Source organism: Peptacetobacter sp. AB800, assembly GCF_047807365.1.
Classification (GTDB): Bacteria; Bacillota; Clostridia; order Peptostreptococcales; family Peptostreptococcaceae; genus Peptacetobacter.
In genome coordinates this window covers 23,919-39,514 of record NZ_JBLOUI010000004.1, presented here as the reverse complement: position 1 = coordinate 39,514, position 15,596 = coordinate 23,919, and the positions used below count along the sequence as shown (strand labels likewise).

General features: G+C 28.7%; 8 protein-coding genes. 3 read left to right on the top strand and 5 right to left on the bottom strand.

Translation table 11 applies throughout. The features are described from left to right. Window positions 1–7 precede the first annotated feature (7 nt). Entirely contained in the window at window positions 8–2,626 is a 2,619-nt protein-coding gene (locus ACK2WN_RS02920) for an FAD-dependent oxidoreductase (protein ID WP_416154816.1), read from the top strand. Window positions 2,627–2,701: 75 nt separating this feature from the next. On the opposite strand, the gene ACK2WN_RS02915 is transcribed toward ACK2WN_RS02920, so the two are convergent. Beyond that, window positions 2,702–3,058 carry a winged helix-turn-helix transcriptional regulator gene (locus ACK2WN_RS02915; RefSeq protein ID WP_416154815.1) on the bottom strand — a complete coding sequence of 119 codons (357 nt, stop codon included), beginning with the start codon at window positions 3,056–3,058 and terminating at the stop codon, window positions 2,702–2,704. Between the two features lie 142 nt (window positions 3,059–3,200). On the opposite strand from ACK2WN_RS02915, the gene ACK2WN_RS02910 reads away from it, so the two are divergent. After that, window positions 3,201–3,953, top strand: coding sequence for a MerR family transcriptional regulator (locus ACK2WN_RS02910; protein WP_416154814.1), 753 nt, complete (start codon window positions 3,201–3,203; stop codon window positions 3,951–3,953). Window positions 3,954–4,035: 82 nt separating this feature from the next. Here ACK2WN_RS02910 and yedF read toward each other — a convergent pair whose 3' ends face one another. Further along, entirely contained in the window at window positions 4,036–4,629 is a 594-nt protein-coding gene (gene yedF / locus ACK2WN_RS02905; RefSeq protein ID WP_330000272.1) for a sulfurtransferase-like selenium metabolism protein YedF, read from the bottom strand. A 338-nt stretch (window positions 4,630–4,967) separates the two neighbouring features. On the opposite strand from yedF, the gene ACK2WN_RS02900 reads away from it, so the two are divergent. Then, window positions 4,968–5,612: a GerMN domain-containing protein gene (locus ACK2WN_RS02900; RefSeq protein ID WP_330000271.1), complete on the top strand. Its 645-nt coding sequence runs from the start codon at window positions 4,968–4,970 to the stop codon at window positions 5,610–5,612. A 225-nt stretch (window positions 5,613–5,837) separates the two neighbouring features. On the opposite strand, the gene ACK2WN_RS02895 is transcribed toward ACK2WN_RS02900, so the two are convergent. The 3 genes from ACK2WN_RS02895 to noc form a co-directional block, all read right to left on the bottom strand. Continuing rightward, window positions 5,838–6,617: a ParB/RepB/Spo0J family partition protein gene (locus tag ACK2WN_RS02895; protein ID WP_416154813.1), complete on the bottom strand. Its 780-nt coding sequence runs from the start codon at window positions 6,615–6,617 to the stop codon at window positions 5,838–5,840. Between the two features lie 138 nt (window positions 6,618–6,755). Then, on the bottom strand, window positions 6,756–14,381 hold the full coding sequence (locus tag ACK2WN_RS02890; protein ID WP_416154812.1) for a SpaA isopeptide-forming pilin-related protein: 7,626 nt from the start codon (window positions 14,379–14,381) through the stop codon (window positions 6,756–6,758). Window positions 14,382–14,780: 399 nt separating this feature from the next. Then, window positions 14,781–15,587 (bottom strand): nucleoid occlusion protein, encoded by an 807-nt coding sequence (noc, locus tag ACK2WN_RS02885; protein ID WP_416154811.1) that lies wholly within the window; start codon window positions 15,585–15,587, stop codon window positions 14,781–14,783. Window positions 15,588–15,596: the final 9 nt, after the last annotated feature.

Sequence of the window (15,596 nt, the reverse complement as noted above, 5' to 3'; positions counted from 1 at the left end):
AATTTTTATGATAAAAGAAGAAGTTATAAAAAATATGGAAAAAATCGTTGAAAATTGTATGGGAGATGAAACACCAGCATGTGTTGCTACATGTCCAATGCATACAAATGTCAAAGAATATGTAAGACTTATAAAAGAAGGAAACGGAAAAGAATCTATAAAAGTTATAAGAGAAAATCTTTTCTTACCAGGTAGTTTAGGAAGAATCTGTGCACATCCTTGTGAAGGAAAGTGTAAATGGAATGAAGGTAATAGTCCTATGGCAATAGCATCTCTTAAAAGATATGCTGCTGATAATTTTGATGATGAAAATGATTGGGATTTATCAATAAAACCTAAAAATGGTAAAAAAGTTGCTATTATAGGTTCTGGTCCATCTGGATTACAAGCGGCACTTGAATTAAGAAGAGAAGGTTGTGAAGTTACTATATTTGAAAAAATGCCTGTAAGAGGAGGTATGCTTAGACTAGGAATACCTGAATACAGACTTCCAAGAAATGTTCTAGAACACGAAATAACTTATTTAGATAAATTAGGTATAAAATTTGAACTTAATTGTGAAATCGGTAAGGATGTATCTTTAAATGAAATAGTAGATAGTTTTGATAGTGTTGTTGTAGCTGTTGGAAAACATAGTGGACGTGTTGATAGAAGCTTAAAAAACTCTGACGCTGATGGAATTTATAGCGCTGCTGAATTTTTACAAGAAGTAGCTTTAACAAATACTGCTAAAAAAGTAGGCAAAATTGCACTTGTAGTTGGTGGTGGTGATGTTGCTATGGACTGTGCTAGAACAGCTATTAGGATGAATTCTATAGAAAAAGTTTGCTCTGTATGTCTAGAAGACAGCTTTGATACTATGGCATCTTCTAATCATGAAATTAAAGGAGCTCGTGCTGAAGGTATAAAGTTTAACCATGCTTCTGCAATAAAAGAAATACATGTAGATGAAAATAATAGGGTTTCAGGTGTAACATTAAAAAAATGTCTTTCTATGTTTGATGAAAATAATAGATTTGCACCTACATTTGATGAAGATGACACTAAGTATTTAGAAGTTGATACAATAATATTTGCGATTGGTCAAGGTGTAGAAGGTGATTTTGCAAAGGATGTACTTAAACAGAGACCAAACTCTACTTTTGACTGTGATAAACTAACTCTTCAGTCTAGCGAAAATGAAAAAATATTTATAGCAGGAGATGCTTCTGGAGAATCTTTAATTGCTATACAGGCAATGGCAACTGGAAGAAGAGCTGCTACATCTGTAATAAGATATTTAAATGGAGAGGATCTTTTAGAAAATCGTACTCTTGAAGATACTTGGGGATATGAAACTAAACTCGATATGCCTACAGATTGGTCTACAATAGAAGGTAGTAGAGAGGATATGCAAGAATTAGAGCCATCAGAAAGAATAAAATCTTTTGATGAAGTTGCTCTTGGATATACTAAAGAAGAAGCAGAAAGAGAAGCTAATAGATGTAGACAGTGCGAATGTAAACTGTGTATGAAAGAATGTATAATGCTAAATGATTATACAGATTGTCCAAAAACTCTTTTAAAGGAATATCTTGAAAATGGAAGCGATAATATGGATAAAATGATTGCTTATTCATGTAATGAGTGTAATCAGTGTTCTCTACAATGTCCAAATGATTTTAATTTAAGAGAGGTATTTACTGCTATAAAAGAAGACTATGCTGCCAAAAATAAAGGTCTTGTTCCTTTAGAACTACTTCATAAAAGCGATAACTCTCAGGAAAAAGAATGTTCTGATGAATATTGCACAAGAGTTGATTCTGTTCCTATTGAAAATGTTATAAAGAAAGAAACTAAAAAGAAAAAAACTAAATACGTCTTTGCACCTGGATGTAGTATCTCTGCTCATTCTCCAGAAGGTGTGGAAAATGTATTTAAACATCTTAAAGATTCTTTAGGTGCCGAAAATGTAGGTGCTATGCTTCAATGTTGTGGTAAAGTTACTCGTTTTATAGGGGAAGAAGAAAAATTCGAAGTTAGAAACAAAAAAGCTATAGATATACTTGATGATATGGGTGCAGAAGTTATAATAACTGTATGTCCTTCATGCTTTAAAATATTTAAAGAAACAGCAAAAAATCAGAAGGTTATATCTTACTGGGATTTAATGAAAAATCTTATTGGAGTTCCAGAAAAATCTAGGGGAATAGGACAGAACTCTGATATTGTGTTTAATATACATGACTCTTGTGTTACAAGGGATGAAATTACACATCATGAAAGTATAAGATGGATTCTTGATGAACTGGGTTATAAGTGGGATGAAATAGATAAAAACGGACAAAATACAAGATGCTGCGGTGTTGGTGGTATGGTTTGTGATTCAAATCCTGAATTGTTTAAAAAAGTTTATACAAGAAGAATAAATGATTTTAATCAAGATAATATTGTTACATACTGTGGTTCTTGTAGAAATACTATGGAAACTGCTGGAAAAGATTCAATTCATATTTTAGATTTAATATTTGGTTCTACGTATACAAAAGATAAAGAACAAAAAAGAGCTTTTAAATCAGAAGATGAAATGTGGGCTAAAAGAAAAGAAGCCAAAGATAGATTCAATAGTCATAAAATGATATTATAATAAAGCCTAATTCACACCATTTAATATAGATAAACAAAAAATCGCCTTTAATTTTAGTAAAAGGCGATTTTTTATTTATTTATTTTTTTTATACTTAGCGACAAAATCTTTTCCCCATATATCCATTTCTTTCAATATAGGCATTAACTTTTGTCCCATTTCTGTTAGTGAATACTCTACCATTGGAGGAACTTGATTATATACTTTTCTCTCAACTAATTTATTAGACTCTAAATCTCTTAGCTGCTGGCTTAACATCTTCTGACTTATGTCTGGAATAATTCTTTTGAATTCATTAAATCTTATAACACCATGTTCTCCGAGATTCCACAATATTAAAGATTTCCATTTACCTCCTATTACTTCTAATGTTACTTCTATTTCACACCTATAATTAGAACAACTAACTTTATTATTTCTATCTTCTGGCATTTTATCCTCTCCTAAAAATTCTTTTTCTTTATAAGAGAATTATAACATAAATATAAATATAAAATTTATTTAGAAGTAATATTTTTATTGACTTTTACGTTGCGTAAGATATTAAACTATTATTTGTAGGGAGGGATTTTAAATGTACAGTACTGGAAAACTTTCTGAAATATCAGGTGTAAGCTCGAGAACACTTAGATATTACGACGAAATTGGATTATTAAAACCAAGCTTTATAAATGAATCTGGATATAGATATTATGATGATAAAGAAGTAGCTCTTTTGCAGCAGATACTTTTCTATAAAGAGCGAGGCTTTGACCTTCAGACTATTAAAGAAATCATATACAGCAAAGATTTCGACATATCTTCCGCACTTGAGGAACACCTTCTTAGTCTTGAAGAAGAAAAGAAAAAAATAGATATTATGATAAACTCAGTAAAATTATCGATAAAATCATTGAAAGGAGAATACAATATGACAGATAAAGAAAAATTTGAAGTGTTTAAAAAGAACTTAATAGATGAAAATGAAAAAAATTACGGAAAAGAAATAAGAGAAAAATATGGAGATAATTCAATTGATGAATCTAATATAAAAATGCTTAATATGAGCGAGGAGGATTATAAATTGTTTAAAGAATTAGAAGAAAATATCATTAATCTAGTTGAAAGATGTGTAAAAGAAAATCTAGATTTAGACAGCAAAGAAGCAATAGAACTAGCTAATATGCATCAAAAATGGATAAAAATGACATGGAATAAATACAGCGTAGAAGCTCATAAATCTCTAGCTATGATGTACACAATGGATGAAAGATTCAAAGAATATTATGATAAAAATGTAGAAGGATGTGCTGATTATCTTTCTATGGCTATAGAAAACAATTTATAAAATCAAAAAATGGACTGTTACAGATTTTGTAGCAGTCCATTTTTATTAGCTCAATTTTATTTATTGTATTTAATTTGTACAATTATCCTATTGTTATTGTGTTTGATGCACTCTTTAATGTTTCAACTATGTCGTACATATTACTTACTACACCAGCTTTTAACTGATCTTTTAATCCGTAGTAATCTAAGCATGTTCCACAAGATAATACCTGTACACCAGCTTCTTCTAATTTTTTAAGATTTTCAACTGTTGCTTCGTTTTCAGTAGATAATGTAACACCACCGTTAACAAGTATAACAGCTTTTGGATATGGTTTTGTTTCAGTTAAAGTGTATACAAATCCTTTTATAAGAACTTTACCTAATTCATCATTTCCTGAACCCATTCTATCAGAAGATATGAAAACTACCTGATCACATATATCAGCATTTGATTCAGTAGCTACTTCAGCAGCAGCTTCTCCTTTTACTATCTGAACTTCTATTTCCCCGTCTTCTTCTTTTATAACTGTTGCTTCACAGTTAAGAGATTTAGCTAATTTTAAAAGATTTTCTTTTGCAGTAGTATTGTCAACTGTAGTAACTACTGTTCCTTCAGCTATTTTTTCTAATTCTTTTTTAGTGTTTATAACTGGTTTTGGACAAGCTAATCCTCTAGCATCTACTTTTATCATTTTAAACATCTCCCTTAAAAAAATTAATTTATTTTACTTTTTAATTTTATCACATCTAAATATATATAGTGATATACTTTTTATAGATTTTTTCTATATTCCCATTTTAAAATTTCTATAGAAGCTCATCACAATTTTTTCATAGTATATACTTTTAGGTTACAACTTCTTCATTAATGAGAACATTTATCCAAATCCGTTGTAATCCTTTTGTATCCTCTATATTTTCAAAGTATAGTATAATATAACTAATCCAAATACTTAATTGAATTTGGTGAACTATATTCGCCATTCAAAATATAATTCTAATAGAATTTCACATTTAGGAGGAAAGTATTATGAAAATAAAAAAATTAACATCACTTGCACTAGTTCTTGCTTTAGCAGTGGCTTTTGTAGGATGTAGTAAAACTGATAGTGGCAACAAAACAGAAGATAAGGACAAAAAACCTCAGACTCAGCAGGAAACTACTGATAAAACTGACAAAACTGACGATAAAGACGATAAAAAAGAGGACAAAGCTGATAAAGATAAATTAGAAAACGAAGAAGAAGCTGAAGAAAGTATAATAGTATACAACTACGATTTAGATAATGAAAAATTAATAGAAAATAGAATCGATGGTAAGAAAGAAACTCCAGAACAGGTATTTGAAAGCCTACAGAATCTAGGAGTTATACCTAAAGATGCAAAAATGAACAGCTTTGATATAACTGAAGCTGATGGTGTAGAAACTGGTGTATTAGATGTCAGCAAAGAATTTGTTAATTCTAATCTAGGAAGCAGTGCAGAGTCTTTAATGCTAGATGCTGTTGCTCAGACATTTATAGAAAACTTTGATATCGAGCAGCTACAGATTACAGTTGACGGTGGAGATTATGAAAGTGGTCATATAGTATTAGGTAAAGGTGATTATCTAAAACCACAGAGAACTGGATTAAATCAGGGGACTGGCGAAGATGTTGAAGCTGATGAAAATTAAATATTTTATATTTTAAGTTTATAAAATATAAGGTCATCCATTTAGGATGACCTTTTTTATTTGTTAAAAATTAATTTTAACTTAAATTGATTTTATAGTATTCCAATTTTTTTCTTTTGTGGTATAATATGTTCTATTGACTATTTATCGTTAGATAGTCGATACTTTTTTATAGTTTACGTTTCGAGGTGTAGCCCTTTCTTAGCCAGAAGGGCTACACTTTTTTTATTCTCCTAAAAGCATATTAATTATAGCTTCCAAATCTTCATCACTATAGTACTCTATCTCTATCTTTCCGCTCTTTTTACCTTTAGTGATATTTACCTTTGTACCTAATATATTTCTCATAGTGTCCTCTGCCTGAAGTACAAATAAATCCTTCTCATATACAGATTTACTTTTTTCTGTCTTTTCCTTGTTCTGCAGATTATTAACTATAGATTCAAGCTGACGTACAGAAAGTTTATCCCTTACGATTTTTTTAGCAAGTCTTTCCTGTTCTTCTTTATCTTCTAATCTTAAAAGAACCTTTCCATGTCCTGAACTTATTTCGTTTTTATCTAACATATCTAGAACTTTATCACAAAGATTTAATAATCTCATACTGTTTGTTATATACGGTCTACTCTTGCCAACAGATTCGGATAATTGTGTCTGTGTAAGGTTGTATTTTTCTATAAGTCTTTTATACGCTTTTGCCTCTTCAACAGGGCTTAAATCCTCTCTCTGTAGGTTTTCTATTATAGCAAGTTTATCTATTTCCTCGTATGAAACATCTTTTATTATAGCTGGTATTTTTTTCATTCCTAGTTTTTTGCAAGCTGTGAATCTTCTCTCTCCAGCAATTATCATATATTCGCCATTTGAATCTTCTTTTAGAATTATTGGCTGCAATAATCCGTATTTTTTTATTGAGTCAGCTAATTCCTGTATTTTTTCTTCATCAAAATTTTTTCTAGGCTGGTTTTTATTTGGATATATTTTATACATTTCAATCTCTTTCATACTTATCATCTTCCTTTTTTATTTTAATTATATATTATCATATACGAAAAAAGAACACTTCTATAAAACTGGGGGGTATATATAAAAAGCTACCACATTATTTATCAATGTAGTAGCTTTTTATTATTATTCAAAAATTTATTTTCTTCTTCTTTTTTTCTTCATATTTCTTCGTCTTCTACTATTTCGTTTCATAGGAATTTGATTTTTCTTTCTTATAGCATATAATCCTGTTCCTGCACCTACAAATGCAATACTTGCTAATCCAAGTGACGCAGCATCTCCTGTTTTAGGTAGTTTGCTAATTATAGAATTTCCATCATTTTTATTAGGTTTATCTGTTCCAGGATTTTCTGGGTTTGGTTTACCTGGTTTATCTGGATCCGGATTTTCTGGGTCTGGTTTATCTGGCTTATCTGGATCCGGATTTTCTGGGTTTGGCTTACCTGGTTTATCTGGATCCGGATTTTCTGGGTCTGGCTTATCCGGTTTATCTGGATCCGGATTTTCTGGGTCTGGCTTATCCGGTTTATCTGGATCTGGTGTTATAGTTCCACCACCGCCTGTTCCATCCTTACTATTTTCTACTGTTATATTTATAGAATTTTTATCCTCTCCATTTATTTCGAAATAGTATTTTCTATCCTCTTCTTGTTCAGGTAATTTATATCCTTCAGGAGCTTTTATTTCTTCAAAATAATATCTTCCCATTGGTACATTATTTAATATTATTTTTCCATCTTCTCCTGTAGTAAATACTTTTTCGTATGCTATAAATTCTTTTCCACCACCAACTTTATTTTGTTCATAGTATAATTTAAATTCAGCACCTTTTAGTTTATCTTTTGTATCTTTATCAATTTTTTCTAAAGTAACACTTCCTTTTTTACCTTTTTCATCATTTTTTACATTCAATAATATTGAAGATACTGATACATTACTTTGTCTAATATTAAAATAGTGTTTTCTATTTTCCAAGTTATCAGGAAGTTCATATCCTTCAGGAGCTTTTACTTCTAATAAATAATATTCTCCTGGTGGTAAATTACTTATATATATTTCACCATTTTTATCAGTTTTATAAATATTATCATTTACTTGTTTGTATTCTCCATCCGAATAATCTTTATAGAATAACTCAAATTCAGCACCTTCCAACATCTTATCCATTGTTGAATTATATTTCTTCAAAGTAACATTTCCTTTTTTACCTTGAATTTCTTCATTTTTAATTTTTAAACTTTCTTCTTCATCTTTTTTTATTGTAAAGTGTCCTTTTTTAAGAGAATTTGATTCATAACCAAATGGAGCTTTTCTTTCAATGTAGTAATAGTTTCCTATTGGTAGCTCTAGTTCAAACTCTCCATTTTCATCAGTTACATATCTTTCTTCTCCATAATGTTTCCATTCCTCTGGTTTTGTTTCTGGTGTTGACTCATCTTCTTGAGATTTTTCTTCATCAATATTAAGAGCTACTTTAATTTTTCTTAAAATTTTAGTTACTAGATTTTCTTCATTATTTGAATTTTCTTCATTTGGTTCTTCACTTGGTTTATTAGATTCATTTTCTAAGCAATCTATTTTCTTAAATATCTCAAATTCTGCACCTTTTAAAGGTACTCTATTATCTTTAGAATCTACTTTTATTATTCTTAGTAATCCTCTATGTTTTTTATTTACATTTACAAAACTTACTGGTGGCATAGTCCAATTTCCATTTTCATCTTGTTCAAATGATTTTGCATCTACAGTAAATTGTAATATTGATTTATCTTGTACAAATCCATCTGGTGCTTTAGTTTCTTTTATATAGTATTTTTCATTTAATTTAAATCCACCTTCAACATCCGCATCGGTAAATACTGCAATAGCTGAACCATCCTTATTTTCAGTTACTTTTGAAGATAACACTTTTCCATTTTTATCATAAAGAGTAAATTCTGCACCTTCTAAAGGTTCATTATTTTCATTTCTTTTATCTACTTCTATTAGAACTTTTCTATTGTTCCGATTAATTTGATTTGTAATATTTTCAATTGTCCAGTCATTTTGTTTAAACATATCTGCTTTATGAATTGAAGAATCTATCTCTATATTACCTGGAGCTTTTATTTCCTGATAATATAACTGCTTTTTAGGATTATCTCCAATAAAATCTTCATTTAGAGCTATTCTAATTTCACCATATTCATTTGTAGATAAATCACTAGTCAAATCTTCTTTGCTTTGATTTTCTACATATCTGTAAGTTCCATCTTTTATCTTTTTAAACTTTAATGGAATTCCTCCTTTTGGATTATCATAGAAATTGAATATTACTCCTTTTAATGGAATAAATGTATTTTCACCTTGATAGCCTATAGTTTTCTTCAAATAAAATGCTGTATCTGCTTTTACATTTACTATATTTATTACTTTTATTTCATCTTCATATTTATCTGTCTTTTTAACTTCAAATAACAGTTCATTATCATCTAAAATGTGTCCTTCTATTGTTTCTATTTCTACTAATCTATATACACCAACTGGAAGAACCATTTTTATACAACCTTTTTCATCTGTTTCGTAAAATTCTTTTCCATAAGGTATCCATTCAAAATTATCTTTACTGATTTCTTGTCTTTTTTCCAATTTAAATTTAGCACCTTTAATAGGCTCATTTGATTCATTAGTTTTATTTATTCTTATTCTTTTTGCTCCTTTTGGTGCATTTTCTATATATGGTATTTCTATCGATATATTATTACCATTTTCATCAAAAGATTTTTCATTTATCTTGAAATGATACCTAGACTCATCTAGAACATATCCTTCTGGAGCTTCTGTTTCTTGAATATAGTATTCTCCCCATTCAAGGTCTTTTATACTAATTTTACCATTTTCATCAGTTACTATATTTTCTTTAACAAGTTCATACGTTTCTTGTATTTCTATTTTATTTTCTTCACGAGGTTTAATATTTTCATTTTGTTCATATTTTTTATACAAATTAAATCTAGCACCTTCAAGACCTTTTCTAGTAACTGAATCTATTTTTTCAAGTTCTAAGTTTCCTTTTAATTTAGTATTTTCTATTTCTTTTGTAAGATATATTAAATTATCTCCTTCTAACTTTTGAGCTCCTTCTTCTTCTCTTGTTTTGGGAGCTTTTGCTTTAAATGTATTATTCTCTGGTATTTTATATCCTACAGGAGCTTTTATTTCAACAAATTGATACTCTTTTCCTGCAGATAATCCTCTGATAAACACTTCTCCATTATTTCCAGTTTTTACTTTTAATTCATTTGGAATTTTACCGTAATTTTCTACTTTTGAAGGATATTCTTTTGAAGGAGTATCAAAATCTGAACTAGTTTTATCTGCAATTTCTTTTATTCTTTTATTCGAATCACTAGATTCATTATGTATTTTATAGTGATTTTCTTTACCTTCAACTGGGTCTACAGATAGATAATTTCCTTCACTATCTTTTATTAAAAATTCAGCATCTTTTAACAACTCTCCTTCTTCATTTTTCTTAATTATTTTTATACCAGATTCTCCTTTTGTATTAGATGCTATTTTAGTTATACCTATACCAGCATCTTCTGGATTTGGGAATATTGTAAATAAATCTCTATCTAAGTTAAATTTTATAGGAGTTTGATCTAATATATATCCTTCACCATATTCTTTTGAAGTTGCTACTTCTATTAAATAGTATTGACCCATGTGTAATCCATCTATAGAAGCTCCGTTTTTATCTTTCATATTTGTTATATCTAAGATTCCATTTTCATCCGTTACTCCTACAGCTTTGCATAAATCATAATTATTTTTAGCATTTTCACCTACTATTGTATCTTTGTTTGCTGTTTTTATTTCTTCTGGATTAGGATTTATTTCTCCACCATCTGGATCCATAAATAACTTATATGTAACGCCTTCTATTCCATTAGGATTTGATATATTGGCATTGTACTTATAAGCTGGTTCTCCATATTTTGATGGTAATTTATCTTCTTCTGGTATCTGAGGAACACTTCCTTCAGCATCATATTTTACTAATTTAATTTTTAATTTACGTTTAAAGTTTAATATTGCATTGACGCTTAGTGGGTCTTCCAGACTTCCATCTGAATTTATTTCTCTAAATAATTTTAATTTACCTGTCATTGCATTAACATTATTTGAATTGAAATAAAATCTTATAAATGTAGAACTATATCCATCTGGAGCTTTTACTTCTATCAAGGTATAATGACCTTTTGGAATATTGCTCAAAGTTATTTTCCCATTTTCATCGCTTTTTATAGCTGGTACTGTAATATTTCCAAATATTTCTTCTGGTCTATTTGCTTTTATAGTTTCAACATGTTGACTTGTTGTAAAGTATTCTCCATTTGCTGAAGGTGTTATTGGTTCCCAGTTTTCATTATTCTCTCTCAATGATGCATTCTTCCAATCTGTTTCACTTCCCTTAAATCTAAATACAGAGAAGTATGCACCTTCTAATTTATTATATTTATCGTAATCAGGTGTAGGGAACAGACTCTTTATTTTATCCTTTACTTCTATAATTTTTCCCTTTACACTACCTGCTTTGACATCTTTTTCTTCTTTTACAGGCTCATTACCATCTATTTTAGTAAAAGACAATTCATTAACTTTTGGAGTATTCTCTAAAACAGTATCTTTTCCTGTATCATCTTTTATTATATGGTTTTGATCATCTAATTTGGTAGATGTAGCTATTTCATTAAATTTTTCTGGAATTGTAAAAGTATATTCTTTTCCATTTATATCCTCTTCATATCCATCTGGAGCTTTTATTTCCTTTAATGTATATGTGCCTGGTTCTAATCCATGTATACATAAATTAGGCTTTGAATCGTCATTTTTATCGCTTAAAACATCATCTAATGTTATAAGTTTATCCGAAGCATTTTCTTTTATGTAATACCCTGTATGATTATTTATAGTTTCTTTTTTGAAATTAGTTATCTTTTGTTCTCCTTTATACAGTTCAAATTCTGCTCCTCCTATTGCTTTTTTAGAATAACTGTCTATTTTTCTTATTGCAATAGATCTCTGAACATTAGGAACTAACTTATATGTTACTTTATCTTTTTCTACTGTAATTTTTATTGGACTTTCATCTACATAATATCCATTTGGTGCTTTTGTTTCTACAGCATAATAGATTTTATTTGGCATTAATCTATTAAGAATTAATGTTCCATCTCCATTTACTTCAAGTTCACTTTCTGTACCTTTTATAGAACCTGTAGCTTGGTCTCCTGTATGAGTATAAGTATACGCATCTTTATTTTCACTGGCATCTTTTGGTAAGAAATATGCTAAATGTCCATTATCTCCAATAAACTCATCATTTTTTCCAGAACTATAAATTTTAAATTTTGCATCTGCTAATCCATTAGCTTTATTTAGTTGTCCCAAATCATCGCTTTCTGGTACATTTGAACCAGTTTTTTTAAGAACTACACTTCCTCGTGCATAGTTTCCAACTATACCTGCATTAAATTTTACATTGTGTTCTTTGTGAGATGAGTACTGTTTTTCTGAATCTGATAATATTACATCATTTGAAAATCCATCATCTGTATTTTTTACAACTTTACTTCTTATTTTTACTACAAATCCATAAATCCCAGTATTTTGCTCTTGTGAATAAAATTCTAAAGTTCTCTCATATCTACTTTTTAAAACTTCCCATTCTGCCGTATACTTAATTCTATTATCTAAGAATATCTTTTGGTCATTTACTACATTTTCTAAACTTTTTTTATAATTAGCATATTGATTATGATTTTTTAGTTTAGTTCCATTTGTATCTATATTTATCTCTGCTAAAGCAACTAATTTTTCTAAAGAAGGTATATCATTTTCTGTTATCTGCTTATCATTTTCAAGTGCTGTATCTATTACTTTCTTTTTATAATCATCCATAAAGATTTTTATTTTTTCTTTATCTTCTTCCTTAGTTGTTCCTGACCCTAAAATTTCTCTAAGAACATTTTCTAATTCTGTGTATTTAGTTTTTAAATTTGATATAGGAGAATTTTGTCCTGCTATTATCTGATCTATCTTGTTTTGACAATTTTTTATATTTTCTTCTAATTTTGCTTTTGGCCATTCAGTTCCATTCCACTGTAAAGTTTTATCACCTTTTTCCCCTAATTTACCACAGTTTATTACAATTGTTTCTTTTCTTGTTTTTTCATTTTTTAATATCGTATAAGTAAGAGGCGTATTTCTTACAGTATTTCTTTTAGTAGAATTATCTCCTTCTTTTATTTCTGTAAAGTTTCCTCCAGAAAAATAAGGATTTATGTCTCCTACACCATCTCCACCATTATTACCAACAGAACCATTTAATATATGGTTTGTTCCTGCTAACATGACTGGTAATTCTATAAAAAACGGAGCTCCTCCATATTTCTTTTTATCATTTTCATTTGGAACATCTCTATAAAATTCCTGATTTTCATCTAAAGTATCCTCTATTATACAAAATCCTTTTTCAGAAATAGTTCTACTTTCTTTAGGTTCAGACTTTGTTTTTAAATCACTTGCTACATTATATGCCATAAATTTTACATCATCTACAATTTGATTGATTCTAGCTATTATTCCCTCTTTTGTTTTTACAGGATTCTTTTCTAAAAACTCTTTCTGTTTTTTCTGCAATTTTTCTAAAAAAGATATTCTCCATTCTATCTGTGGTTCTTTATCTCCTTCGTTTCCATGATTATCCCATTTTACTCCTTTTACAAACGGTTTTATACTTGTATCAAATGTAGGTGGTTTTGGTGCGTCCCACCCATTTCCAGAAGGAACATTTGGAGTTATTGGTTTTTCATTTTTTTCTATTGTTAAATTACCATTAACACCCCAAATATCTATACTTATACTTCCACTCTCTACAAATGTAAATGAAGAACTTCCCTGGAAATAAGCAAAAACTGAATTTCTATCAAATAAATTTATATATTCTGTAAATATAACTTTATAAGTCATATCTCCACTTGAAGCATCATAATTTATATTCATTTCACCTACATTTATGCCATCTATTATGAGTTTCTTTTTTATAGTACTAGGGAATTTTAATCCTTTTACAGTAAATAGTTTCTTTGTAAAATAATCTCCTTTTTTTATTTCAGGAATATCATTGCTTATTGGTCCCCAGTCTACTCTATAAGAGAAATTTTCTCCTTCTTTAACAGTAATATCTCCACCATTATATTCTTTACCGTTTATAAAAACAGCTAATTTCATATTAAATTTGTCTGGAGAAATTTCTTTTCCTTCTTGTACATTTAAATCGTTAGATTCTTCTTTTGCTTTATCTAAATCTTCTTTTGTTATATCATCGTCTGGTACAGCATAGAAAGACGATGAATTTTGTCCACTTTGTAATTGTGGAACTCCTAATGATTCTGGATTTTTACCTATCCAGTTTGGTTTTTGAGGCCAATCTATTTTTTCTTCATTTTTTTGATTTTCCTCGTTATTTGTTTCTTTTCCCTCTTCTGTCTCTTTATCTTGCTTTTCTGTTTCTGTTTTTTGATTTTCCTCTTTACTATTTTCTTGAGCTTCATTTTCTAGTTTGTCACTATTTTCTGTACTACTTTCTTCGCTTACAACTGTATTTGTTTTACCATTTTGTGCTACGGTAGCAAATGTCGTTGTCGGCAACATCGTAATTAACATCGTAATAACTAATGCTATACTCAATATTTTTCCCTTAAAACCTTTCATATAACCCTCCTTTTGTATAACTTTATTTTTAAATTTTTAATATAATAATTATCTTAAGTTATCAAAATATGAATATAATCACGATAACATAAACAAACATAAATTTTAATTAAATGAGTTTATGCAATGAATTAGTTTTATAATTCAACTAAATGAGTATATTATATATTTTTTGCGAAAATTTTAAAAGCTTTTTTTGCAAAAAATATTTTTTATTAAATGAAGTTTTTGTGAAGTTTAGTAAAAAAAAAAAAAAAAAAAACTATTTTTATCTTTTATTTATTAATTATATTTATTAATTTTTTATTATTTTTTATTTTTAAATAAATTAAAGTATTATATCATTTAAACAAAAAAAGTAACTACAAAATATTTTTTATAGTTACTTTTCGTTTTCATCTATTTTCTTTTAGGTATTCTTACAACTACTTCAACGTAATCATCTTTTTCAATTTCTTTGTACTGGGCATCTATTCCAGTATTTTTTATCATATCATATGCCTGCTTTATAGTATTTAAATATATTCTCATATTTATCATAGCCTTCATGTTTCTTTTAGGTGGCTCTTCTTCTATCTTTGGCTTGTCTTTAGGATTTTCAAGAATATCTTTTATCATAGCCTCAGCTTTTTTTACTGTCATCTGATTTTTAGATATTTTATCTATTGCTTTTATAATAATTTCTTCATTATCTAATTTTAAAAGTTTTAGAAGGGCTCTGGTATGTCTTTCTGATAATCCTTTTTCCATAGCTTCGTTTCTTATATGCTCAGGAAGTTTTAAAAGTCTTATTTTGTTGGCTATTGTAGACTGGCTTTTTCCCAGTTTTTCAGCAAGCTGCTGCTGTGTAAATCCATATTCTTTTATTAAGTTGCTATATCCTATAGCTTCTTCTAGATAGTCTAAATCTTCTCTCTGTAAGTTTTCAAGCATCGCAACTACTGCAGATGCTTCATCGTCCATATCTGTTATTATAACTGGAACTTTTTCAAGTCCAGCTAATTTAGATGCTCTAAATCTTCTTTCACCAGCAACTATTTCGTAATGGTCGTCTTTTTTTCTAACAGTTATAGGTTGTATAATTCCATGCACTTTTATAGATTCAGCTAATTCATTTAGTGCAGCATCAGAAAAGTGAAGTCTAGGCTGATATGGATTTGGTAATATGCTGTCTATTTCTACTTCTATTATCTTTTTTTCTCCCATAATTATCCT